Raw genomic sequence first — 21,104 nt, 5'->3', positions numbered from 1 at the left:
GCGCTCCTTACGCGTAGAGGTCGAGGGTGCCAGGGCGGATCGGGCCGGTCGGGCCCGGTGGGATGGACGACGGCGGAGCCTGGCTTGGTCTGCCCCGGTCGCCGGTCGGTCGGTCGGTACTGGCCGGGCGCCCGGAGCCGTCAGGGTTCCCGGCACCGGCCTGCGCCGCCTGCCCCGCGTGACGGCCGTCGCCGCGCTCCTGGCCGAGCTGGAGGTCGGCGCTCAGGCCGGTGGCGGCCAGCTCGCGGCGCAGATCCGTCAGCGTGACGCGCAGGGCCTCGCGGGCGGCGTCGGTCGCGCCGAGCAGCTCGATGCGCACGCCCTCGCCGGTGATGTGGGCGGTGACCCGCAGCGGTCCGAGGCTCTCCGGCTCGATGTGCACCGTCAGCACGTGGGTGCCGTCGGGTAGGGCGCGGAGCCGGGCGAGTGGGCCGGCGAGCTGTTCGGTCAGCGGCACCGGGGCCGGGGTGGCGACGGGTGCGGCCTGCGCCGTCGGCGGGGCTGGCGCGGTGCTCGCGACGAGGACCTGCGGGCTCGCCGCTGCGGTGGCCGACGCGGAGGACGCCGCGGTGATGGCCTGCGCATCGCTCGCGGCGGGGGCGGGCTGTGCTTCTGACCCGGTCGCGAGGGTTGCTGCCTGCACGGCGGCCGCGGTGCCGCTGGTCTGCGACGTGAGGGGCGAACCCGTGCCCGCGGAGGCCGCCCCGTCCGGGCCGGGCGCCGTGGCTGCGGCTGGAACGGTCGGGCCCCCGGCGTCAATGTCTATCGGGAAGGGGGCGGCGGCCTCGTCCACGGCAGCGGCCGGAGCCGAGACGGGCATCGCCGTCGCGGCGCCCGCTCCCGGAATTCCGCTCGCAGTGAGAGCAGCTGCACCGGCACCGAGGGCACCCGGCGCGATCACCGCCGGCGTACCGCCTGCGGATGTGGCGGCGGCGCCCACCCCGGCAATCGCGCTCGCGCCCGCGGGACGCGCGGTATCGGCCGAGCTCGCGACGAGGTCCGCGGCTGCTGACTGAGTTGCGGCACCTGCCACGCTGGCCGGCGCAGCCGCTGCGCCAGCAACCGCCTCGCCGCCGACCGAACCGGTCACCGTAGGCGCCGCGGCCGCTCGAGCGTCGAGGATCGATGCGCCAGGGAAGTCCGCACCGTCGTCGGCCGAGATGGTCGCAGGGGTTGCCGCGTCGGTCGTCGTCTCACCGCTGGCCGAACCAGGGACCACGGCCGCTTTCTCGCCGTCCCTCGTGGGCGCGTTCGGCCCTGAGGACGCCATCGACGGCGCCGCGGCTCCCGCCTCGTCGGCCTTCGGGCGCGACCCTGCCGGATCCTTGCGGTCACCCGGCGTCTTCTTCGCACCGGGGCGCTCGTTGACCTCCGCCGCCAGCGCGGAAGCGAACGCGTCCTCCCCGCCGGGGCGATTCGACCGAGAGCTCCGGTCGGCGCCGGAGACCGCGCCCGCGCGGGCAGGAGCGGACGACGCCGCCGGCGTGGGCGGAAATGGCAGCATGCCGATGCTCATCAGATCGCCCCCGACAGCCCAAGGGCCAGTCGGGCCTGCTCGGTCGCGGCCATGGCCGCCGCGCCACCGCCCGGACCGCCAAGCGAGCCCACGCCCAGACGGGCGAGCGAGCCTGCCGTCCCAAGGCTCGCGAGCGCGCCACCCGCCCCCAGACCACCGACCCCTCCGAACGCCGCACTGCCACCCAGCCCGGCCGCCGCCGTCGCCGCCACCTGGGCCGCGTCGAACCCGGGAGCGGACGCGGCGGGCACGACTCGCCGGATCGTGTCGATGTCCGCGTCGGTCTCGAACAGCTCGCGGACGGAGACCTGCTCGCCCGGACGTGGGGCGTGCAGGATCTTGTTGTCGCCGAGGTAGATGGCGATGTGGGCGCCACCGCGGGTGACGATGAGGTCGCCTGGCTGAGCCTGGGACAGCGAGCCCACCTCGGTGCCGACCTTCATCTGCTCGCGGGCGGTGCGCGGCACGGACACGCCCATGTCCGCGAAGGCGCGCTGGATCAGCCCGGAACAGTCCATGCCGGTGGCGTCCTCGCCGCCCCACACATACGGCACACCGAGGTACTTCGACGCCGAGGCGACGAACGCTGCGCCGGTGCCGGCCTGCGCGCCGGTGAACCGGGCGAGCAGCTCGGCGGGCGAAAGCCCCGACGACGACGAAGAGGCCGTCCCGGCGACCGCGGTGTCGAGCGCCGCAGCGAACGCGGCGTCACTTCTCGCGGAGGAGTTGACATCTCGCGAGGAGACAGCGGTCGCAGCGGACGGGGTCGCTCCCGACACCATCGCGATCCGCGCCGAGATCTCGGCCATTCGCGCCTGCACGGCCGCGACGCCGCTCACGACTCGTCCTCCGTGCGCCGCGCTGCCCGCTGGGTGGCCATCTCGTCGAGCACCTGCTGCTCGGCGCGCAGCTCGGCCACCTGCTCCTCGTCGCGGTGGCGCTCGGCGAGCTTCTCCACCGTCTTGGACCGCTTGCGCGCCGCGACCCACTGGGTCTGCGCCTGCGTCTCGTGCTCCGCCGCCACCTCCGCGGCGGCCTGCGCGGCGATCACCGTCGCGCTCATCGCCGCGCGCGCGGCCACGGCAGCCCGCCAGCTCTGCGGGTCCGACGTCCCCGACAGCACCGTGCCGGCCAGCCAGTCCCGCGCGTCGGCGGTGCGCCGGTCGGCGCCGCGGCGGTCCGTGGCGCGGCGCGCCAGCTCGGCGGCGGCGTGGTCCTCCTGCAGCCGGCGCAACCGGCCCAGCCCGGCCAGACGGAACGTACTCATGCGGCGACCCCCAGCTTTCCAACGAGTTCCGCGAGCTGCTGCCAGGACCGCGCCGCCGGCGCGGCCTCGTCCATGCCTTGACGCAGGAACGCGTCGATGGCCCCGGCGTGGTTGACCGCGGCGTCCACCTGCGGGTTCGACCCGGCCACGTACGCGCCGACGTCGAGCAGGTCCTGCGCCTGGCGCCGCGCGGCGAGCACGGTGCGCAGCGCCGTCGACAGTCGGCGCTGGTCCGGCGAGGTCACCCGGGACGCCACCCGCGAGACCGACCCGACGGCGTCCACGGAAGGGAAGTGGCCGGCGACGGCGAGCTTGCGGTCCAGCACCACGTGCCCGTCGAGGATGGAGCGGGCGGAGTCGGCGATGGGCTCGTTGTGGTCGTCGCCGTCGACAAGGACGGTGTAGATCCCGGTGACCGACCCCGTGGTGCCGGTGCCGGCCCGCTCGAGGAGCTGGGCGAGCATGGAGAAGGTCGACGGCGGGTAGCCGCGGGTGGCGGGCGGCTCGCCGACGGACAGGCCGATCTCGCGCTGGGCCATCGCCGCGCGGGTGAGGGAGTCCATCATGAGCACCACGTCGGCGCCGGTGTCGCGGAAGTGCTCGGCGATCCGGGTGGCGGTGAATGCGGCGCGCAGGCGCACCACGGGGGGCTCGTCGGAGGTGGCCACGACGACGACGGAGCGCGCCAGGCCCTCCGGGCCGAGGTCGTCCTCGAGGAACTCGCGCACCTCGCGGCCGCGCTCGCCCACCAGGCCGATGACGTTGACCGACGCCTCGGTGCCGCGGGCGATCATCGACAGCAGCGAGGACTTGCCGACCCCGGAGCCGGCGAACAGGCCGATGCGCTGCCCGCGCCCGACCGTCACGAGCGTGTCCAGCACCCGCACACCCAGCTCCAGCGGGGTGTCCACGCGGGCCCGGTCCAGCGCGGGCGGGGCCTGCCCGGCCACCGGCACCACCTCGGTGGCGCCGAGCGGCCCGCGTCCGTCGATCGGTCGGCCGAGCCCGTCGAGGACCCGCCCGAGCAGCGATGGCCCCACGCCCACGGACAGCGGGCGGCCGGTCCCGCGCACGGGCGCACCCACGCGCAGTCCGCCGATGGCACTGAGTGGCATGCAGCGGGCGACGGCGCGGTCCAGCGCCACCACCTCCGCGCCGATCGCCTGCTTGCCGGCGTCGATGCTCACCAGGTCCCCGACCGCGCAGGGCAGCCCCGTCACCTCGATCGACAGGCCGACGACGGAGCGCACCGTGCCCACCCGGGTGGGCGCGGCGGCGGCGAGGGTGCGCGCCCAGCGGGGCGTGTCCACCAGGAGCGTCACTGCCGCACCTCCAGCGCGGCGCGGGCGCGGGCAAGCGCGGTGCCGAGGCGGGCGTCGAGGAAGCCCTCGGTGAGCTCGCTGACGGCGTCGCCGCGGGCGAGCGACGGGTCCGGGACGAGCTCGATGCCGGCAGGGATGTCCAGCGTGCCGGGCTGCGCCTCGAGCATGGTGCGCAGGTGGGCGTGGTCCTCGGGGTTGAGGCGCACCCGGACGACGTCGTCCTCCCCGGCCTCGGTCAGCGCCCGGGTGAGGGCGGTGCGGGCGGAGGTGTCGTCGTCGGCCAGCTCGGCGCCGAGCAGCGCCTCGGCGAGCTCGACGGCGGCGCGGACCACGGTTTCCAGTGCGTCGCCGATCACGGGTGCGGTGCGCGCCCGGGCGGCGGCCGCCGTCTGGGCGAGCACGGTCAGGGCGGTCTCGGCGTCGGCGGCGCGGCGTGCTGCGTGCGCGATCTCGTCGGCCTCGCGGCGCCGCTCGGCCTCGGCAGCGGCGACTGCGGCCGCCTTGGAGCCGGCGTTGAACCCCGCGGCGTACCCGGCCGCGTACCCGCTCGCGCTCGCCGTCGACGCCGCGGCCCGGGAGGTGGGGGTGGCGGCAGCGAACGTGGCGGGGGCGAAGGCGGGCTCAGCTGACATAGTCGTCCTCGCCGTCGCGGCGGATGACGATCTGGCCGCTCTCCTCCAGGCTGCGGATCACGGTGATGATCTGGCCGCGGGCGTCCTGGACCTCCGACAGGCGGACCGGGCCTGAGAGGTCCATCTCCTCGCGCAGGTTGTCCCGGGCGCGCTCGGAGAGGTTGCGGCGGGTCTTGTCGCCGACCGTGGTGGGCGCGCCCTTGAGCGCGACGGCGAGGGTGGCGACGTCCACCTGTCGCATCACCAGCTGCACGGCGCGGTCGTCGAGCAGGATGATGTCCTCGAAGGTGAACATCATGCCGCGCACCTGCTCGGCGAGCTCGGAGTCACGCTCGCCGAGGGCGTCGAGGATCTGCTTCTCGGTGCCCGGGTCGGAGCGGTTGAGGATCTCCACCAGGGGCTGCACGCCCCCGACGGCGGTCATGTCGCCCGGCGTGAGCACCGCGGTGGCCTTGCGCTCGATGTTCTCCGCGACGATCTTCACGACCTCCGGGGAGGCGCGCTCCATCAGCGCGATGCGGTGCGCGACGTCGGTGCGCAGCTCCGGCTCGAGGCCGGCCATGATCGCGGAGGCCCGGTCCGCGCGCAGGTGCGCGAGGACGAGCGCCATGGTCTGCGGGTGCTCGCCGGAGATGAGGGACTGCACCTGGCGGGCGTCGGCCTGCTGGAGGAAGTCGAAGGGTTGTCCGGCCATCATCGTGCTCAGCCGGTTGAGGACGCCGGCGGCCTTCTCGGGGCCGAAGGAGGCCTCGAGGAGGCGCTGGGCGTAGCTCAGGCCGCCGTGCCCGATGGTGGGGGCGCCGGTGGAGAGCTGGCGGTGGAACTCCTTCATCACCGCGTCGGCCGTGCCCTGCGGCACGTTCTCGATGCGGACGATCTCGGCGGTGATCTCCTCGACCTCTTGCTCGCTGAGCTCGGCGAGCACCTTGGCGGCGCGCTCGTGCCCGATCTGCAGGAGCACGACGGCGGCCTTCTGGGTGGCGGTCAGCTGCCCCACCCCGGTGGTGACGCTCATCGGCGCACCGCCAGCCACTCGCGCAGCTGCGCGGCCACCACGGCCGGGTCCTCGGTGGCCAGCGCGGCGATCTCGGCGCGCATGGCGTCCGCCTCGGTGGCCGGCGGCAGCTGGATCGGCTCGGGGACCGACGGGAGGTAGGTGGTGTCCGCGGGCGTGCCGGCCTCGAGCTCGGCGGCGTCCTCGGCCTGCTGGGCCTGGAGCAGCTTGAGCTCGCCGAGGTCGATCTCCTCGCGCCGTTCGCGGCGGGCGCGGCGGATGAATGCGGCGACGAGCAGCACGATCACCAGCAGCACGACCGCGATGATCGCGTTGCGGATGAGCTCGGCCTGCCGCTCGGCGGCGGCCTGCTCCTCCGCCGCGGCCAGGGCCTCGGCGGCGGCGTCGGCGGCGGTGGTGTCGAACGCCATGCGGGACACGGCCACGATGTCCCCGCGGGCGGGGTCGATGCCGGCGGCGGCGGTGACCATGCGCTCGAGCTCGGCCAGGCTGAGCCCGGCGCCGGCCTGGGCGTCGACCACCACGGAGACGGACTGGCGCGCCACCCCGCCGGGGTTGACCGTGGTCTGCTCGGTGACCTTGTTGACCGGGTTGTTCAGCACGGAGTCCTCGCGGGTGTAGCTGCCGTCGCCCTCGCCGTTGGGCACGGCGATGTTGTCCGGGCCGAGCACACCGCCGACGGCCTGCCCGGTGCCGGTGTACTCCTCGGTGGAGGTGGACTCCGAGAGCGGGGGTGCGCCGTCGGCCGGGGTGAAGGTCTCGGTGAGCCGGTCGGTCTCGTCCCGGCTCAGCTCGGCCTGCACGGAGACGACGGCGTTGCCCGGGCCGACCACCCGGTCCAGCATCGCCTGCACGTCGGAGGTGACGTCCTCCTCGTAGTCGGACGCGCCGCCCGGGCCGGTGCCCAGGCCGGTGGCGGAGAGCACGGCGCCGGCGGCGTCGACCACGGTCACGCCGGTGGCGTCCATGTGCGGGACGGCGGAGGAGACGAGGTTGATGACGGCCTGGACGGCGGAGGCCTCGAGCTGCTTGCCGGCCTCGAGGTCGACGAACACCGACGCGGTGGGGTCCACGGCGCGGTCGACGAACACCGACTCCTCGGGCAGCGCGAGGTGGACGGTGGCGGCGGAGACGCCGTTGATCGCGGTGATGGTCTTGGCCAGCTCGCCCTCGAGGGCGCGCTGGTAGGTGACCTGCTGCTGGAAGTCCGAGCTGGTCATGCCCATGTCGTCCAGGAGCGAGTAGCCGTCCTCGGTGGTGCCCACGCCGGTGGCGGCGAGGGAGATGCGCAGGTCGTAGAGCTGCTCGCGCGGGACCAGGACGGTGCCGCCGCCGTCGGCGAGCTCGTACTTCACGCCTTCGGCCTCGAGCTGGTCGACGACGGCGGACGCGTCCGCCGGGGAGAGGTTGGAGAACACCGGCGCCATGGTGGGCTTGGCCGCCCAGGAGTACAGCGCGGTGGCGCCGAGTACGAGGACCGCGATCGCAAGGATGACGAGCGTGCGCTGGGGCATCGAGAACTGCGCCCAGGTGTTCTTGACCTTCCCGAAGAACCCGGTGACTGCCGCGGGCATCAGGCCTGCATCCGCATGATCTCGGTGAAGGCGTCAACGGCCTTGTTGCGCAGGGCGGCCGTGAGCTCCAGGGTGACCGCGGCCTCGGTGGCGGCGATGGTGTAGTCGTGGACGTCGTCGAGGTCGCCGGTGACGGCCTTGACCGCCAGGTCGGAGGACTTCGCCTGGGCCGCGGTGAGGTTGTCGACGGCGGAGGCGAGGCTGACGCCGAAGGAGGAGGCTCCGCCGTCGGCCGCCTTGCCGGGCTCGAGCAGGTCGCCGAGGTTGGAGGTGGGGGCGACGTTGCGGACGCCGAACGCGGCGGCCGGTCCGCCCATGAAGGCGCCCAGGCCCTCGATGCCGGAGATGGGCATCAGTTCCTCCCGATCTGCAGCGCGGCGGTGTAGGTCTCCTTGGCGCGGTCCACCACGGCCGCGTTGGCCTGGTAGCCGCGCTGGGCGATGATCAGCGAGGTCATCTGGGAGCCCATGTCGATGTCGGGGTAGCGCACGTAGCCGTCTTCGTCCGCGAGGGGGTGGCTGGGCTCGTGGACCAGGCGGCCTGCGGCGTCGCCGAGTTCGATGCCGGCCACCTCCACCCCGCCGGCCTCGCCGTAGTCCATGGCCTGGGCGACCACGAAGCGGGCGCGGAAGGCCTCGCCGTCGGTGGGGGCGGCGTTGTTCATGTTGGCGAGGTTGTCGCTGACCGCGTCGAGCCACTTGCGGTTGACGGTCATGCCGGTGCCGGCGATGCCGATGGCGCCGAAGATGGGCATCAGTTGCTCCTCAGCGCGGTGCGGATGGCGGAGAACTGGCCGTCGATGGCGCGGGTGGCCACCTGGTAGCGCAGGTTGGTGTCGACGTTAGAGAGCGTCTCGGTGTCGAGGTTGACGTTGTTGCCGTTGGTGCGGGTGGGCTCGAGGGAGCGGGCGACGGAAGGTTCGGCGGCGCCAGTGCCGCGCTCGACGGCGCGGGCGAGCTCGTCCTCGAAGGAGACCCGTCCGGCAAGAAACCCGGGGGTCTGCACGTTGGCGACGTTGTCGGCGATCACGCGCTGGCGCAGGGCGAGGGCATCGAGGGCGCTCTTCATCGCCACCGACGTCACGGAGTCGAACATGCCGAGTGGGCCCCATCCAGCTCGCGGGTGTTCGGCCGATCCGTGGCCTGCCTGATGAGCAATCCGTGCTCGTTCGGTCCCATCGGCAGGGTGAAGTCGCAGATGAGAGATTTAGGAGAGTTCTCTCATGAACGTTGGGTAACGGTTGCGGCCCCTGTGCCGCGCTGGTACCAGATGCTGCTGATCAGCCCGCCATGTCGACGTAGACGGGTCGGGCAGGTCCGTTCGCGCGCATGGCCTGGACGGCGCGGGCCTGCTTGCGGCTCATGGCGGCGGCCTCGGCAACCTGGCGGGCGACCTCGGTCTGGCGCTCCAGAAGCGCCTGAGCCCGAGTGCGGAGCGAAGCGGGCATGGGGCCGAGCTCCTGCGGCGGCTGCCACGGGTCGCGCCGCTCGGGCATGTGGTCGCCGGTGAGGCTGCGCTCGGCCTCGGCGACGTCGACCTCGAGCTCGGTCAGCGCGGCGACCCAGCGGGCGTGGAAGCCCTCTTCCCCTGCCCCGGTGCGCGCGCCGCCTCCCGCGGTCCGCGAAATGTCGACCTCTCCGCGAGGTGTCACAGGTGCTCCGAGACCGGATTCAGGCGACACCGAGGTCACCGATCGGCTGGTGGCCGGCGGGGTCGGCGGCCGCGGCCGCGACGGCGCGGGCGGCCTGGGCGGACGTGCCGGCCAACGTCGTCGACGCAGCTGCCTCGTGCCAGGCGTCCCGAAGCGGGAGGATGAGGTCCCGGCAGGCGGTGACCCGGGTGACGCTGCGGGCGATGTTGGCGCCGACCAGCTCAGTGAGCAGGTAGCCGTACAGGTCGAGGAGGCCTTGCGCTCCGTCCCAGGCATTGACGTCCAGGCTGGCGCGGAGCTCGTGGATGATCTCCTGTGCGTGGGTGAGCTGGGCGTTGGCTTCGGCGCGGTCGTCGCGATTGAGAGCCTCGATGCCGCGGTCCAGGTCCAGGACCAGGCGGTCGTAGAGCATCGTCAGGAGCTTGGCCGGGGAGGCCGTGGCTACCGACTCGGACTTGAAGCGGTTGAGGAGCACTGCTTGGTTCATGGCTTCTCCCGTCAGCTCTTGCCGGTGTCGATCTTCGGCAAGGTGGCGAGCTGACTGGTGAGCCAGCTCATCTGGGCCTGCATGCCGCTAAGGGTCACCTCGAGGGCGGCGTAGGTGCGCTCGAGTCCTGCTCGACGTTGCTCGAGGCGCCGGTCCCAGTTGGCGATCTGCTCGCCCAAGTTCCGGACCATGCTCTGCTGAGACTCGATCTTCTTCGTGACCGTGCCGTCGATGGGGTCGGATGCCGTCTTCGCGACGTCCGCCACGCGCAGGGCGATGGCCATCGCCATCGCTTGTGTGCCTTCAGCGTCCTCAGCCATCGCCGCGTCGAAGGCGGCCTGGTCGAACGAGATGGCGCCACTGCGGTCGATGTTGATGCCGAGGGCCGACGGCGAACGGCCATCAACGGGCAACGTCACCGCCGAACGCACGTTGTCCGCGAGGAACCTGACAGCCGAGTCACCGGAGAAGAGGCCGCCTGAGACGACCGGGCGTCCGTCGGTCGCGGTGGTCGTCGTCGCGGCCGCGCGAGAGGCGATGTCGGAGAGGACGACGCCGACAGAGCCGATGACATCCGAGACCAGCTTTCGAATGGCGTCGCCATCCGGCAAGACGGTCAGCACGACCGGCGCGGCGTCCGTTTGGGCCTTGACCGTCACGTCGACGCCGGCCATGACGCCAGCGAACGTGTTCGTAGCACTCGTCAGCTGCAAAGGATTGGTAGCGCCAGCACTGGGCCACAGGGTGATCTGTGCGTCCGTCGCGACGACGAGCGGCTTGGCCGGGTCGTCCGAAGCAATTGATCCGATGCCGTGCGCGACGCGGTCGATCCCGGGATCGATTGCGGTTTCGGTCGCGACCCCGTTCGAGTCGACGGTGACGTATCCGCGGCCTTCCGCATCGCCGGCGTAGAGGTTGAAGGAGTTGGCCTCGCCGGAGATTCCGGAAAGCTGAAGGCGGTACTCGGGCTCTCCACCGGCCACGCCGTTGCTGACACGGACCTTGACGGCGCTGAGCCCGAGGTCCTTGGCCTTGTTGATGGCTGCGGCGATGACGTCAAGGTCTCCGGATGCCGGGATTGTGTAGATCTTGCCGTTCCGGAGGACGCTCAGCGTGGGCGGCGTGCCAAGGTCCGTGCCCCCCGCCTCCAGGTCCAGGTTCACCATGGAGACCTGGCCGGCGCTGAGCCTGTCGACGGCGAACTCGAGGGTCCCGGCGGCTGCTCCACCCGCCACGGTCGCCGTCGCGGCGGACGACGAGCTGGCGACCTTGTGGATATCCCACGAGGGTGCCTTGGCAGCCTTGGCGGCGTTGGTGCCAAGCGAGGCCACCTTGGTGTTCAGCGCCTGCAGTGCGGAGATGAGGTTGGTCGTCTCGGTGGACTTACGCTTGAGCAGCACCTGGGGAGCGGCTTCGATCTGCATGAGGCCGTTGATCAGCTCGGTGGTGTTGAGCCCACTGGCCAGACCGTCGATCGCCATGCTCGACATTGCATCCACCTTCCTCGCTCACATGGGTGCGGCCGGCGGCGAGTTCACCCGCCGCCGGCCGCGGTCACGCTGGTGCCGGGGTCACCGGCGTTCGATCACCGGAGGAGCTGCAGCACGCCCTGGGGGATCTGGTTGGCCTGCGCCAGCATGGCGGTGCCGGCCTGGGACAGGATCTGTGAGCGGGTGAAGTTGACCATCTCGCTGGCCATGTCGGTGTCCCGGATACGGGACTCCGACGCAGTGAGGTTTTCGATCGAGACGTTGATGTTCTTGATGGTGTGCTCAAGACGGTTCTGGTAAGCACCCAGTTCCGCACGAGCCGTCGAAATCGTCTTGATGCTTTCGTCGATGTTGTCGATCGACTGCCGAGCAAGCGCGTTCGTAGAGAAGTCTAGCCCGTTGGCCCCGGCGATAGCCGAACTCGTTCCGGCGCCAGTTCCCGACGCTGCGTCGGTCCCCGCAGTCGCACCCCCAACGACCGCTCCGCCGTTCTTGGCGCGAACCACGAGCTCGTTATCAGCGTTTACCCGCGCGGTCAACTCCTTCGTGAAGTCCGCATCGGCATTGAGGGCGTCCGCAAACTCCTGGACGGTCTTAAAGTCGCCCGGCGCTCCGAGATTTGCCGTGGCGACAGTGGTGTCGATTCCCGCCTTCGTGATGGTGAAGGTGTGGACACCACCAACCGCCGTCGGCGTATCAACGGCGAACTTAGCGCCCGACATTGCGGAGCCGAGCGCCCCCGCTACGGACTTCACGTTCGCACCCGAGAGGTTCACCTCAATGACACTGTCAACATCCGAGCCCGCTCCGACCTGGAACTTGAGGTTGCCGGTCGCTCCATTACCCTTGAGGAGGCTCGTGCCGTTGAAGTTGGTGGACTCCGCGATCCGGTTCAGTTCGGCGACGAGGCTGTCAGATTCTGTCTCGATGTTCGTGCGCGCGTTGGGGTTGTTCGAGTCGTTGGCCGCCTGCACGGAGAGGTCACGCAGACGCTGCAGGATCGAGTGCACCTCGGTGAGCGCGCCCTCAGCGGTCTGGACGACGGAGATGCCGTCCTGAGCGTTGCGGGCGGCGACCTTCAGGCCACCGACCTGCGAGCGCAGGCCCTCGGAGATGGCCAGACCAGCAGCGTCGTCCGCGGCCCGGTTGATGCGGAAACCGCTGGACAGCTTCTCCAGCGACTTGCTCAGGTCATTCTGGGTGTTGGACAGGTTGCGGTAGGCGTTGACCGCCGCAATGTTGTTGTTGATGGTGAGTGCCATCGGTCCTCTTCTTCCTGAAGTGGGTGCTGAAACAGCCCATCCGTGGGCTGTCACCGGTCAGATCGGCCGACCCTGCTCAGGGTTGAGGAATTCGCGCCGACTAACCGTCAGACGGCGTCGACCGCAGCGCGGAACGGGTAAGCGTCAACGACTCCACGAGCGACCGTCGCGCTCGCACGCTCGGCGACCGCCGCGTAGTAAGCCTGCCGCCGCCTCTCGGCGACTCCCGGCTCGACGACCGGCGCCGGGGCAAGCTCAGGGTCGAGCGAGGAGTTGATGGCGTCACGCAGCATTCCGAGCGCCTGGGTCCGCAGCTGGCTGATCCGCGACTGGGTAACACCAAGCTCCTCGGCCAGCTCGACAACGGGCCGGTCCCTGAAGAACAGCTCCTCGACCACGAGCCGCAACCGATCCGGCAGCTCGGAAACGCCGGCGGAGAGGTAACGGAGCTTCTCGTCGACGAGCAGCCGCTCCTCCGGCCCGAGGCCTCCGGCGGTCAAAGATTCCGCCGCCGCGGCGCCGTCGGCGTCGATGCTCAGCACCCGACGTTCGGCGTCGCCGCGCGTCGCTTCCACTTCCGCGACGTCCACTCCGAGCGCCTCAGCAAGCTCTTCCCGCGTGGGTGTACGCCCCAGAGCAGCCGTGAGCTGCTCGCTGGTCTCGGCCAGCCTACGCGCACGATGCCTGGCGCCCCGCGAAGCCCAGTCCATCCCGCGTAGCTCGTCGACGATGGCGCCACGCACCCGCACGGCTGCGTACCTGCCGAACGGGACACCCAGCTCAGGGTTGAAGGCCCGAGCCGCCTGCACAAGGGCCAGCGACCCGGCCGCCGCCAGCTCGTCACGCTGCACATGGGCGGGTACGCGCCGGATCATCTCGGAGACGTGGTAGCCGACGAGTGGCAGATTCTCGACAATCAACTCGTCTTGTTCTTGGCGACCGTACGTCACGGCGATATCTCCCTCGGGGATCCGTCGCCCGGCTCACCGGGACGATCGAACGGTGCGAACAGGACTGGTCGGGCAGAGAGCGCCACATTTTCCACACGTGTGGAAATGCTCCGAAGACCGCGATTCCCACCATCCCCCGAGGGTGCGAACTTCAGACATGCGGACGCTCTCACACCGCAAACTTGCGTTCAAGCATCAATTCACCGGTGTGTCGCAGGTCACACGCCGAATTACTCAAACGTTGCGCGGCATTGCCGCAAAGGGACAGTTCGTCGTCGGGCGTCGACGAACTGGGTCCCCCGATCACTCACACCTCCGCCTCCCCGTCCGATGGGATGTACTGACCGGTCAACCGAGCACGGAGGTGGGGACATGCCACTGAGGGCCTTGTCAGACATCCTCTGGCGAGAGCGAGAGCTTCTGGAGCAGCTGCTCTTCAAGCTGGAGGTCGAACAGCTCTTTTTGGTCACCGGCCGCGCCAAGCGCCTTCCCCTGGCCACGCGCGAGGTGGAGGAAGTCCTCGAGACGATCCGCCTCGCCGAGGTCGGGCGCTCCATCGAGGTCGACGAGGCCGCGATCGCCCTGGGGCTGCCCACGGGCGTCAGCCTCCTGGATCTGGCGAACGCCTCCCCGGCCCCGTGGGACGGGATCCTCCTTGAGCATCGGAAGAACTTCGTGCGGCTGACCGCGGAGGTCAGCTCGATCTCCCGGAGCAATCGCGACCTCCTGGCCAGCTCCCACCGCGCTTCGCAGGAGACCCTCATGAGCCTGCGCGAGGGTGTCCACACCTACGACCCGACCGGCGTATCGACGTCCGCCACGTTCGGTGCCCAGCTGCTCGACGAAACCTTCTGAGAGGCCTGATGAGCACGTTCTCCACACTTAACGGTGCGCTGACGTCGTTGATAGCCCAGCGCCAAGCGCTGGAGGTCGCCGGTCAGAACATCGCCAACGTCAACACGCCCGGGTACACGCGGCAGCGCGCCAACCTGCAGGCCATCGACGGTTCCGTGGCGGCGTCCATGCACACGACCCCGGGCGCGACGGTGAACGGGGGTGTGCGAGTGACTGCTGTCGAGCGCCTCGGCGATGTCTTCCTCGAAGCGCGTGTGCGTCAGGAGACAGCAGGTGCGTCGTTCCTCGACGCCGTCGCCGAGACGTGGTCCTTGCTGCAGTCGACCATCGCCGAACCTGGCGAGAAGGGCCTCGCTGCCGCCCTCGACATCTTCTTCACCTCTTGGGAGGCCGTCGCCAACCGGCCGGACGACCCTGCCGCCCGCGCCGTCCTCCTCGAGAACGCCAACACCCTGGTGGGCCGGATCGCCGGCGGCCACCGCGCCGTCGAGGCGCAGTGGAACTCATCACGCGCCCAGGCCCGCGCTCTGGCGACGGATGTCAACACCGCGGCCGACGCCGTCGCCGACCTCAACGCGCGCATCCGAGCCGTGACGGTCACCGGCGGCAGTCCCAATGCGCTGATCGACGAGCGAAACGTGGTACTCACCCAGCTCAGCAGCCTTGTCGGCGCGGAGGCGCGCTTCCGTGAGGACGGCACCGTCGACGTGATGGTCGGCGGCAACGCCCTCGTGCGCGGCGACAAGACCAACCATGTCGACGTCATCGGCGCGAACATCTTCGCGGACCTCGGCCAAGCAGACGCCACCGACACCGGCTCGGTCCGGCTGGTCTGGGCAGGGACAACCCGGGAGACAGGCGCAACCGGTGGCCGACTGAGCGGACTGCTCTCGACTCTTGCGCCTGCCAACAAGGGCGGAGCAATCGCCGGTCTCGCGGAGAACTACAACACGCTCGCGAGCTCGCTTGCGGCGGCGGTCAACACCGCCCACGCCAGAGGCACGGACCTCGCGGGCTCCCCTGCCGCTGCCGATCCCTCCTCGCCCTCGAACGCCGAACGCTTCTTCCGTATCGCCGGTGCCCCCAGCGCGACTCGGATCAGCGTGCTGATCACCGATGGGGCCAACATTCGCGCTGCCGACCCCCTCAAGGGCGCACTGGACGGCAGCATCGCTGCCGAGATCGCCGACCTGGCCGACGCACTCGGAAAGCAGTGGTCCCAGGCCGTGGTGAACCTCGGCGTCCAGACTCGGACCGCCGGTCAGCGTGCCACCAACGCGGAGTCCACCCGTGCTGTCGCGTCCGACCTGCTCACCGCACAGGCCGGCGTAAACCTCGACGAGGAGACCGTGAACCTCCTCGCCTACCAGCGCGCGTACGAGGCCGCCGCCCGCGTGATCACCAGCGTGGACCAGATCCTCGACACGCTCATCAACCGCACCGGCATCGTCGGGAGGTAACCCATGATCGGACGCGTCACTCAGCAGGGGTTGCAGTTCAGTGCCCTCCGCAACCTGCAGCAGAACCTGGGCCGCATGTCGGACCTCCAGCTCCAGCTGTCCTCCGGGAAGGTCATCACCAAGGCGTCGGACGACCCTGCCGGCATGGTCGATGCCATGCGAATCCGCTCCGACCGGCGGGCAAACACGCAGCACGCCCGTAACGTGCAGGACGGCGTCGGCTGGCTCACGACCGTGGACTCGGCAGTCAACACCTCACTCTCGCTGCTTCGCCGCGCGCGGGACCTTACGGTCCAGGCTGGCAACAGTGGCGCGCTGAGCGACTCCGCCCGCGAGGCGATCGCCATCGAGCTGGAGCAGACCGCTGAGGCTCTACGGGAGCAAGCCAACGCTCAATACCTCGGCCGGTCGGTCTTCGCCGGCACATCCAACGCCGGCGAGGCCTTCACCAACAACGGCGACGGCACCTACGCGTTCAACGGCACGCCCGGCGCAGCGGTTGAGCGCCGGGTCGCCGACAACACCGCAGCACGCGTTGACTCGGTCGGCACCGCCGTCTTCGGGGTTCCCGGGGACACGGTCTTTGAGACGCTGAACATGATCGCGGCCGGACTTCGCAGCGGCACGCCGCCGACGGTACCCACTCTTACCGCGAGCGCGGGTCTCGACGCCATCGACAACCACATGAACGCCATGTTGAAGGAAGTCGCGAGCGTTGGCGCCCGGACCAACCAGATCGAGAATGCCCGGGAGGCGATCGCCGACCGCAAGGTGATGCTCGACAGCCAGCTCAGCGACGTCGAGGACGCCGACCTGGCCGCCACGATCGTCGAGCTGCAGATGCAGGAGGTGGCCTACGCCTCCGCGCTGAACGCCACCTCGCGTGCCCTGCAGCCGAGCCTGCTGGACTTCCTCCGATGAGCGCCGCCACGCCTGAGACGGCGGACGTGCCCGTCACCGAGCCGGCCGCCGTCCTCACCTTTCTCGACCCGCCCCCCGGGCTGGGCCACCTCGACCGCTTCGCGCTCACCCCGATCGACGGGGCGGGTCAGCTCTTCACGCTCCGCAGCGTCGATTCGCCCGAGACCCGGCTCTTCCTGCTCGACCCCGAGCCGTTCTTCCCGGACTACCACCCCCACCTCGCGGCCGAGACGCTCTCCCGGCTGGGCCTGGACACCGCCGAGCAGCAGCCGGCCACCGTCCTCGTCGTCGTCCACCCGGCCACCGAGGACCATCCGCACACGGCGAACCTCCTGGCTCCCGTGGTGATCAACCCGGCGACCGCCATGGCGGTGCAGACGTTGCTCGAGGGTGACGACTGGCCGCTGCGGGCCCCGCTCAACGCCGCCTGATCCGGCGCTGCACCGAGCGCCATACGGAACGGCGAGCGCGCCAGCTGTAGCTGGCGCGTTCGCCGTGTCCTGTAGCGCTCGCGAGAGAGCACAAAGCCTGGCGGCGTTCCCGCGGCAAGCTCGCCCGCCGGGCCGGCCGGCGGTGCTCGCGGCTCCCCCGGCTACGCCGTCGGCCCCAGCTCCGGCGCCCGCGCGATCCCGAAGCGCTGCTTTAGCGCCCGCCGCGCCGCGTGCCACCCGCTCATGCCGTGCACTCCCGGCCCGGGCGCGGTGGACTGCGAGCACAGGTACACCCCCGGCACGCCGCCGTCGTACACGTCCCACGCGACCCGGGGCCGGGCGAACATCCGCCACATCGTGATGGCGCCGGAGGCGATGTCCCCGCCGGTGTAGGACGCGTTGTGCCGCCACATCTGGGAAGCGGGGATGCACCGGGACGTCACCACCACGTCTCGGAACCCCGGCGCGTACCGCTCGATGTGGGCCGTCATCGTCTCGGTGATGTCCACGTCCGAGTCGGCCGGCACGTGCGCGTACGTCCACAGCGGCCGCAGGCCGCCGACCTCGCGCGCCGGGTCGGCCACCGTGGGGTCAGACACCAGCGACATCGGCCGCTCCACGTGCCGGCCCGTGGCCACCTCCGCCTCGGCGGCCGCCATCTCCGCCCGGGTCCCGCCCAGGTGCACCGTGCCGGCCGCCGCGATTCGCGGGTCCGCCCACGGCACCGGGCCGGACAGCACGTAGTCGACCTTCGCCGCGGCGTTGCCGAACCGGAACCGCTCCAAGGCGGCTCGCACCGAGGGGCGCATCCGGTCGCCCCACACGGACACGAGCGTTAACGGGGAGGTGTCGAACAGGTACGCCCGCGCCCGCGGCAGCTGCCGCCAGGTGGCCACCGGGGTGTCGGTGCGCAGCTCGCCACCATGTGCGCGCAGGTCGGCGACCAGCGCGTCCGTGATCGCCTGGCTACCCCCGACCGGGATCGGCCAGCCCACCGAGTGCGCGAGCGAGCCGAGCATGAGCGCCGTGCCCGCCGAGGCCAGCGAAGGCAGCGGACTGATCGCGTGCGCGGCGACCCCCATCAGCAGCGCCGGGGCCACGTCGCCGTCGAACCGGAGGTCCCACGCCCGGGTGCCCTGCTCGAGGATGCCCGACCCGAAGGCGACGGCGGCCCGCAGGCCGGGCGCGTCGAGCACCTCCGGCGGCACCGACCGGTGGTCGCCCAACGCCAGGGCGATGACGGCGTCGGGCGCCTCGACGAGCGGGCCCAGGAGCCGGCGCCAGGCGGCGCCGTCCGCCCCGAGCTCCGCCATCGTGCGGTCCAGGTCCCGGTAGGCCAGGCCGGCCGGCCGGCCGGGCAGCGGCTGGGCGAAGGAGACCTCCGGCAGCACGAGCCCCACCCCGCGGGCCTGCAGGTCGAACTCGCGCAGGAAGGGGCTGGCCAAAGCCAGCGGGTGGACGGCGGAGCACAGGTCGTGCACCACGCCGGGCGCCAGGCCGAGGTCGAGGGTGCGGGCGCCCCCGCCGAGGGTCGGCTGGCCCTCCAGGACCAGCACGCCCAGCCCGGCACGCGCGAGAGTGACGGCCGCTGCCAGGCCGTTCGGCCCCGCGCCCACGACGACGGCGTCGTGCACCTCGCGCCGGCCGCTCATGGCATCAGCCGGAGTAGTCCGCGCGGAGGACCACGGCGATGTCCGTGGAGGAGGTAGCGCTGGCGCTCTCGACCAGGTTCGCGATCCCGAGGGTCTCGCCCACCTGCTGCGCCGTCGGGAGCAGCTCGGCGTTGTTGTAGTACAAGGTGGTGGTGGCCGGGGCGCCGGCGCGGTAGTCGGCGGCCACGCTGTTGTTGAATCCGGCGGAGCTGAGCTCGCCGACGAGGTTGCCGGCCAGTCCGTTGATGCCGGCGCCGTTGAGCACCACGATCCCGGCGGTGAAGTCCACCGGCGCGGCCGGGGTGGTCTCCTCCTGGGTGGGCTCCGCGGTCGGTTCGGGGGCCTCGGGAGGCGTCTCCGCCGTCGGCTCCCCCGCGGGTGCCGACTCGGCAGGCTCGGTGGGCTCCGCCGTCGCCTCCTGCGTGGCGGTGGCCGACGGCGCCTGGCCGCCGGTGCCGCCGAGGAGGGTGATCGCCCCCCAGGCGAGCAGCGGGGCGAGGACCACGACGGCGATCACGGGGAGCAGCGCCCGCCACACCGACCGGGGCGCGCGGTGGACACCCTGGGGGATGCGGTTGCGGCCGGCGCGGTCGAACTCGTCCTCGGGGTAGTCCTCGTGGCTGTGCGTACTCACGCCCGCAGGTTATCCGGTCGGCCCCGTGCGAGCCGATTCCGACTCGGCCTTCGAGAGCCGAGTCACGGCGCGTGCGGCGTCGCGGGGACTCAGACGCCGCTGAGGCGGCGGGAGGAGCGCTCGCGCTGTCGCTCGGAGCGCATGCGGCGCAGGCGCTTGACGAGCATGGGGTCGGACGCGAGCGCGGCCTCGGAGTCGAGGAGCTGGTTGAGCACCTGGTAGTACCTGGTGGCGCTCATGTCGAAGAGGTCGCGGATCGCGGTCTCCTTGGCGCCGGCGTACTTCCACCACTGGCGCTCGAAGGCGAGGATCTGCGCCTCGGTGTCCGTGAGACCGGCCGGGGCGGCGGCCTCGGCGGGCGTGGGGACGTCGTCGACGTGCGCGGCGGCCATGTTCTCCTCCTCCGGCTCGGTTGGATGGGCCGCGCCCATGTTAGGCGCCGAACGACACTTGTGTCATTCATATCGGCGCGTCGCGTTGGCCGCGCTTGAACTGCCGGGTAGGGCCCTCCTCGACGACGGCGGCCGCGTTACCCTCCCCGGGTGAGCGCCTCCCCCACCGCCGCCCCGCGCCCTCTGGCCGAGATCGTCGACCCGGGCTGGGCCCGGGCCCTGGCACCGGTGGAGGAGCAGGTCCACGCGATGGGCGCGTTCCTGCGCGCCGAGATTGCCGCCGGGCACGACTACCTGCCCGCCGGCACCGACGTCCTGCGCGCCTTCACCTATCCACTCGAGCAGGTGCGCGTACTCATCGTGGGCCAGGACCCGTACCCCACGCCCGGGCACCCGATGGGGCTCTCGTTCTCGGTGCAGCCGGACGTGCGGCCCATCCCCAGGTCGCTGCAGAACATCTACCGCGAGCTGCGCGACGACCTCGGGCTGCCCACCCCGGACCACGGCGATCTCACCGCCTGGTCCCGCCACGGCGTCATGCTGCTCAACCGTGTGCTCACGGTCCGGCCCGGCACGCCGGCCTCGCACCGCGGCAAGGGCTGGGAGGCGATCACCGAGCACGCCATCCGCGCGCTCGTCGCGCGTGAGGCGCCGCTCGTGGCGATCCTGTGGGGGCGCGACGCCGCCACCTTGACGCCCATGCTCGGGACGACGCCGGTGGTCACCTCGGCGCACCCGAGCCCGTTGTCCGCCTCGCGCGGATTCTTCGGCTCCCGTCCGTTCTCGAGGGCGAACGAGCTGCTCGTGGCGCAGGGCGCGGAGCCGGTGGACTGGTCGCTGGCCTGAGGCACAGGTTGCAGGGCGCGGGGTGGCCCCGCACCGGCGCTTCCGCGGAATCGTCCACCCGGCGACACGCACATCAAGTCGGCACGGCCGGCCCCAACGGTGCATCATCGTCTTGAGAGGTTCTCGCCCTACCGGGCGGTCGCCTCGTCACCAGTCCTACCCCGGACCGAGGAGCCACGATGACGCCCACCCCGACCGTTCCGCGGCCCGCGCTCGTCGAGGATGCCCTCATCCACCGGGGCCTCGTGCAGCCGGAGGGCGTGAACGCCACCGAGCACACCCGCGTGCGCGACGTCCTCAGTGGCGGCAAGGCCGGCAAGGCCCCGCGCACCGACGCGGACGCCAAGCAGTACGGCCCGGACGCCGAGCTCGTCGGCGCCGGCCCGGACAAGGAAGAGGACTTTGTCCACGGCGACTCCGGGCAGGACGACGGCTCGATCGACTGACCGCCCGAGCCGCGGCGCGGCTCAGGCCTCGAGTCGCGCGGCGGCGATCTCCAGGTCCATCTCGGCCCTGGCCTCGGTGACGTGCCGGCGGCGAGCCCGGCCCCGGTGTCCCCCCCACCGAACCGGTCGACAGCAGAGCGCCATCGTCGTCATGAACATGTAGAACACGGCGGAGATGAAGAAGTTGACGACCGCGGCCAGCACGAAGTCGCGGGTCCACAAGCGATCCACATCCGTGCGCGTGGTCATCCGGCTTCCCTCACCCGCGCGCACAGTACGCAGCGAGGTCCGTGAGCGGCGT

The 21,104-nt window shown here is 71.5% G+C and carries 25 protein-coding genes; 6 read left to right on the top strand and 19 right to left on the bottom strand.

The window, feature by feature from the left end; all coding sequences use genetic code 11:
• Positions 1-7: 7 nt before the first annotated feature.
• The 15 genes from FE374_RS02470 to FE374_RS02400 form a co-directional block, all read right to left on the bottom strand.
• A complete protein-coding gene (locus FE374_RS02470) occupies positions 8-643 on the bottom strand; it encodes a flagellar hook-length control protein FliK (RefSeq protein ID WP_139927084.1) in 636 nt (211 codons plus the stop codon).
• A gap of 872 nt (positions 644-1,515) precedes the next feature.
• Positions 1,516-2,355, bottom strand: a complete 840-nt coding sequence (locus tag FE374_RS02465; protein ID WP_230978432.1) for a C40 family peptidase — start codon at positions 2,353-2,355, stop codon at positions 1,516-1,518.
• A complete protein-coding gene (locus FE374_RS02460; protein ID WP_139927083.1) occupies positions 2,352-2,783 on the bottom strand; it encodes a flagellar FliJ family protein in 432 nt (143 codons plus the stop codon). The genes FE374_RS02465 and FE374_RS02460 overlap by 4 nt, the downstream gene beginning before the upstream one ends.
• Positions 2,780-4,105 (bottom strand): FliI/YscN family ATPase, encoded by a 1,326-nt coding sequence (locus FE374_RS02455; protein ID WP_388043261.1) that lies wholly within the window; start codon positions 4,103-4,105, stop codon positions 2,780-2,782. Before FE374_RS02455 ends, FE374_RS02460 begins: the two co-directional genes overlap by 4 nt.
• Positions 4,102-4,737, bottom strand: coding sequence for a FliH/SctL family protein (locus tag FE374_RS02450; RefSeq protein ID WP_139927082.1), 636 nt, complete (start codon positions 4,735-4,737; stop codon positions 4,102-4,104). The genes FE374_RS02455 and FE374_RS02450 overlap by 4 nt, the downstream gene beginning before the upstream one ends.
• Positions 4,727-5,752: a flagellar motor switch protein FliG gene (fliG, locus tag FE374_RS02445; protein WP_139927081.1), complete on the bottom strand. Its 1,026-nt coding sequence runs from the start codon at positions 5,750-5,752 to the stop codon at positions 4,727-4,729. The genes FE374_RS02450 and fliG overlap by 11 nt, the downstream gene beginning before the upstream one ends.
• The gene (gene fliF, locus FE374_RS02440; protein ID WP_139927080.1) at positions 5,749-7,326 is read right to left on the bottom strand and encodes a flagellar basal-body MS-ring/collar protein FliF; all 1,578 of its coding nucleotides are present in this window, start codon (positions 7,324-7,326) and stop codon (positions 5,749-5,751) included. The genes fliG and fliF overlap by 4 nt, the downstream gene beginning before the upstream one ends.
• Entirely contained in the window at positions 7,326-7,679 is a 354-nt protein-coding gene (gene fliE / locus FE374_RS02435) for a flagellar hook-basal body complex protein FliE (protein ID WP_139927079.1), read from the bottom strand. The genes fliF and fliE overlap by 1 nt, the downstream gene beginning before the upstream one ends.
• Complete coding sequence (locus tag FE374_RS02430) at positions 7,679-8,080, bottom strand: flagellar basal body rod protein FlgC (protein ID WP_139927078.1); 402 nt, start codon at positions 8,078-8,080, stop codon at positions 7,679-7,681. The genes fliE and FE374_RS02430 overlap by 1 nt, the downstream gene beginning before the upstream one ends.
• Positions 8,080-8,421, bottom strand: coding sequence for a flagellar basal body rod protein FlgB (locus FE374_RS02425; protein ID WP_139927077.1), 342 nt, complete (start codon positions 8,419-8,421; stop codon positions 8,080-8,082). Before FE374_RS02425 ends, FE374_RS02430 begins: the two co-directional genes overlap by 1 nt.
• A 184-nt stretch (positions 8,422-8,605) precedes the next feature.
• Positions 8,606-8,977: a hypothetical protein gene (locus tag FE374_RS02420; protein WP_230978431.1), complete on the bottom strand. Its 372-nt coding sequence runs from the start codon at positions 8,975-8,977 to the stop codon at positions 8,606-8,608.
• A 19-nt stretch (positions 8,978-8,996) separates the two neighbouring features.
• Positions 8,997-9,464, bottom strand: coding sequence for a flagellar export chaperone FliS (gene fliS / locus FE374_RS02415; RefSeq protein ID WP_139927076.1), 468 nt, complete (start codon positions 9,462-9,464; stop codon positions 8,997-8,999).
• Positions 9,465-9,475: 11 nt separating this feature from the next.
• A complete protein-coding gene (gene fliD / locus FE374_RS02410; protein ID WP_139927075.1) occupies positions 9,476-10,954 on the bottom strand; it encodes a flagellar filament capping protein FliD in 1,479 nt (492 codons plus the stop codon).
• Positions 10,955-11,049: 95 nt separating this feature from the next.
• A complete protein-coding gene (locus FE374_RS02405) occupies positions 11,050-12,216 on the bottom strand; it encodes a flagellin N-terminal helical domain-containing protein (RefSeq protein WP_139927074.1) in 1,167 nt (388 codons plus the stop codon).
• 107 nt (positions 12,217-12,323) lie between these two features.
• Positions 12,324-13,166: a sigma-70 family RNA polymerase sigma factor gene (locus FE374_RS02400; protein ID WP_139927073.1), complete on the bottom strand. Its 843-nt coding sequence runs from the start codon at positions 13,164-13,166 to the stop codon at positions 12,324-12,326.
• Positions 13,167-13,538: 372 nt separating this feature from the next.
• Between FE374_RS02400 and FE374_RS02395 the strand changes: the two genes are divergently transcribed.
• From FE374_RS02395 to FE374_RS02380, 4 genes are read left to right on the top strand one after another with little or no spacing between them, the layout of a single operon-like run.
• Positions 13,539-14,021, top strand: coding sequence for a flagellar protein FlgN (locus FE374_RS02395; protein WP_139927072.1), 483 nt, complete (start codon positions 13,539-13,541; stop codon positions 14,019-14,021).
• An 8-nt stretch (positions 14,022-14,029) separates the two neighbouring features.
• A complete protein-coding gene (gene flgK, locus FE374_RS02390; protein ID WP_139927071.1) occupies positions 14,030-15,481 on the top strand; it encodes a flagellar hook-associated protein FlgK in 1,452 nt (483 codons plus the stop codon).
• Positions 15,482-15,484: 3 nt separating this feature from the next.
• On the top strand, positions 15,485-16,402 hold the full coding sequence (gene flgL, locus FE374_RS02385; RefSeq protein ID WP_139927070.1) for a flagellar hook-associated protein FlgL: 918 nt from the start codon (positions 15,485-15,487) through the stop codon (positions 16,400-16,402).
• Positions 16,399-16,833 carry a flagellar assembly protein FliW gene (locus FE374_RS02380; protein ID WP_139927069.1) on the top strand — a complete coding sequence of 145 codons (435 nt, stop codon included), beginning with the start codon at positions 16,399-16,401 and terminating at the stop codon, positions 16,831-16,833. The genes flgL and FE374_RS02380 overlap by 4 nt, the downstream gene beginning before the upstream one ends.
• 161 nt (positions 16,834-16,994) lie before the next feature.
• Here FE374_RS02380 and FE374_RS02375 read toward each other — a convergent pair whose 3' ends face one another.
• The 3 genes from FE374_RS02375 to FE374_RS02365 all read right to left on the bottom strand — a co-directional run bounded on the left by FE374_RS02375 (position 16,995) and on the right by FE374_RS02365 (position 19,511).
• Entirely contained in the window at positions 16,995-18,485 is a 1,491-nt protein-coding gene (locus tag FE374_RS02375) for a phytoene desaturase family protein (protein WP_139927068.1), read from the bottom strand.
• Positions 18,486-18,489: 4 nt separating this feature from the next.
• On the bottom strand, positions 18,490-19,119 hold the full coding sequence (locus FE374_RS02370; protein WP_139927067.1) for a LytR C-terminal domain-containing protein: 630 nt from the start codon (positions 19,117-19,119) through the stop codon (positions 18,490-18,492).
• Between the two features lie 89 nt (positions 19,120-19,208).
• Positions 19,209-19,511, bottom strand: coding sequence for a DUF3263 domain-containing protein (locus tag FE374_RS02365; protein ID WP_168205547.1), 303 nt, complete (start codon positions 19,509-19,511; stop codon positions 19,209-19,211).
• A gap of 150 nt (positions 19,512-19,661) precedes the next feature.
• Here FE374_RS02365 and FE374_RS02360 point away from each other — a divergent pair, with 150 nt between their 5' ends.
• A complete protein-coding gene (locus FE374_RS02360; RefSeq protein WP_223173623.1) occupies positions 19,662-20,357 on the top strand; it encodes a uracil-DNA glycosylase in 696 nt (231 codons plus the stop codon).
• 179 nt (positions 20,358-20,536) lie between these two features.
• The gene (locus FE374_RS02355; protein ID WP_139927065.1) at positions 20,537-20,803 is read left to right on the top strand and encodes a hypothetical protein; all 267 of its coding nucleotides are present in this window, start codon (positions 20,537-20,539) and stop codon (positions 20,801-20,803) included.
• 21 nt (positions 20,804-20,824) lie between these two features.
• Here FE374_RS02355 and FE374_RS02350 read toward each other — a convergent pair whose 3' ends face one another.
• On the bottom strand, positions 20,825-21,052 hold the full coding sequence (locus FE374_RS02350) for a hypothetical protein (RefSeq protein ID WP_139927064.1): 228 nt from the start codon (positions 21,050-21,052) through the stop codon (positions 20,825-20,827).
• Positions 21,053-21,104 lie beyond the last annotated feature (52 nt).

The organism is Georgenia yuyongxinii (genome assembly GCF_006352065.1).
Taxonomy (GTDB): Bacteria; Actinomycetota; Actinomycetes; order Actinomycetales; family Actinomycetaceae; genus Georgenia; species Georgenia yuyongxinii.
The sequence above is the reverse complement of the archived record's forward strand: the minus strand, read 5'-3'. Positions and strand labels throughout refer to the sequence as shown.

What these genes read in the sequence shown, in the direction of transcription:
- FE374_RS02380 (WP_139927069.1), top strand. Translation starts at nt 16,399, where the DNA reads ATGAGCGCCGCCACGCCTGAGACGGCGGACGTGCCCGTCACCGAGCCG.
- FE374_RS02405 (WP_139927074.1), bottom strand. Translation starts at nt 12,216, where the DNA reads ATGGCACTCACCATCAACAACAACATTGCGGCGGTCAACGCCTACCGC.
- FE374_RS02355 (WP_139927065.1), top strand. Translation starts at nt 20,537, where the DNA reads ATGACGCCCACCCCGACCGTTCCGCGGCCCGCGCTCGTCGAGGATGCC.
- FE374_RS02430 (WP_139927078.1), bottom strand. Translation starts at nt 8,080, where the DNA reads ATGCCCATCTTCGGCGCCATCGGCATCGCCGGCACCGGCATGACCGTC.
- fliE (WP_139927079.1), bottom strand. Translation starts at nt 7,679, where the DNA reads ATGCCCATCTCCGGCATCGAGGGCCTGGGCGCCTTCATGGGCGGACCG.
- fliF (WP_139927080.1), bottom strand. Translation starts at nt 7,326, where the DNA reads ATGCCCGCGGCAGTCACCGGGTTCTTCGGGAAGGTCAAGAACACCTGG.
- FE374_RS02365 (WP_168205547.1), bottom strand. Translation starts at nt 19,511, where the DNA reads ATGGCCGCCGCGCACGTCGACGACGTCCCCACGCCCGCCGAGGCCGCC.
- fliS (WP_139927076.1), bottom strand. Translation starts at nt 9,464, where the DNA reads ATGAACCAAGCAGTGCTCCTCAACCGCTTCAAGTCCGAGTCGGTAGCC.
- FE374_RS02350 (WP_139927064.1), bottom strand. Translation starts at nt 21,052, where the DNA reads ATGACCACGCGCACGGATGTGGATCGCTTGTGGACCCGCGACTTCGTG.
- fliG (WP_139927081.1), bottom strand. Translation starts at nt 5,752, where the DNA reads ATGAGCGTCACCACCGGGGTGGGGCAGCTGACCGCCACCCAGAAGGCC.
- fliD (WP_139927075.1), bottom strand. Translation starts at nt 10,954, where the DNA reads ATGTCGAGCATGGCGATCGACGGTCTGGCCAGTGGGCTCAACACCACC.
- FE374_RS02375 (WP_139927068.1), bottom strand. Translation starts at nt 18,485, where the DNA reads ATGAGCGGCCGGCGCGAGGTGCACGACGCCGTCGTCGTGGGCGCGGGG.
- FE374_RS02425 (WP_139927077.1), bottom strand. Translation starts at nt 8,421, where the DNA reads ATGTTCGACTCCGTGACGTCGGTGGCGATGAAGAGCGCCCTCGATGCC.
- flgK (WP_139927071.1), top strand. Translation starts at nt 14,030, where the DNA reads ATGAGCACGTTCTCCACACTTAACGGTGCGCTGACGTCGTTGATAGCC.
- FE374_RS02395 (WP_139927072.1), top strand. Translation starts at nt 13,539, where the DNA reads ATGCCACTGAGGGCCTTGTCAGACATCCTCTGGCGAGAGCGAGAGCTT.
- flgL (WP_139927070.1), top strand. Translation starts at nt 15,485, where the DNA reads ATGATCGGACGCGTCACTCAGCAGGGGTTGCAGTTCAGTGCCCTCCGC.
- FE374_RS02460 (WP_139927083.1), bottom strand. Translation starts at nt 2,783, where the DNA reads ATGAGTACGTTCCGTCTGGCCGGGCTGGGCCGGTTGCGCCGGCTGCAG.
- FE374_RS02450 (WP_139927082.1), bottom strand. Translation starts at nt 4,737, where the DNA reads ATGTCAGCTGAGCCCGCCTTCGCCCCCGCCACGTTCGCTGCCGCCACC.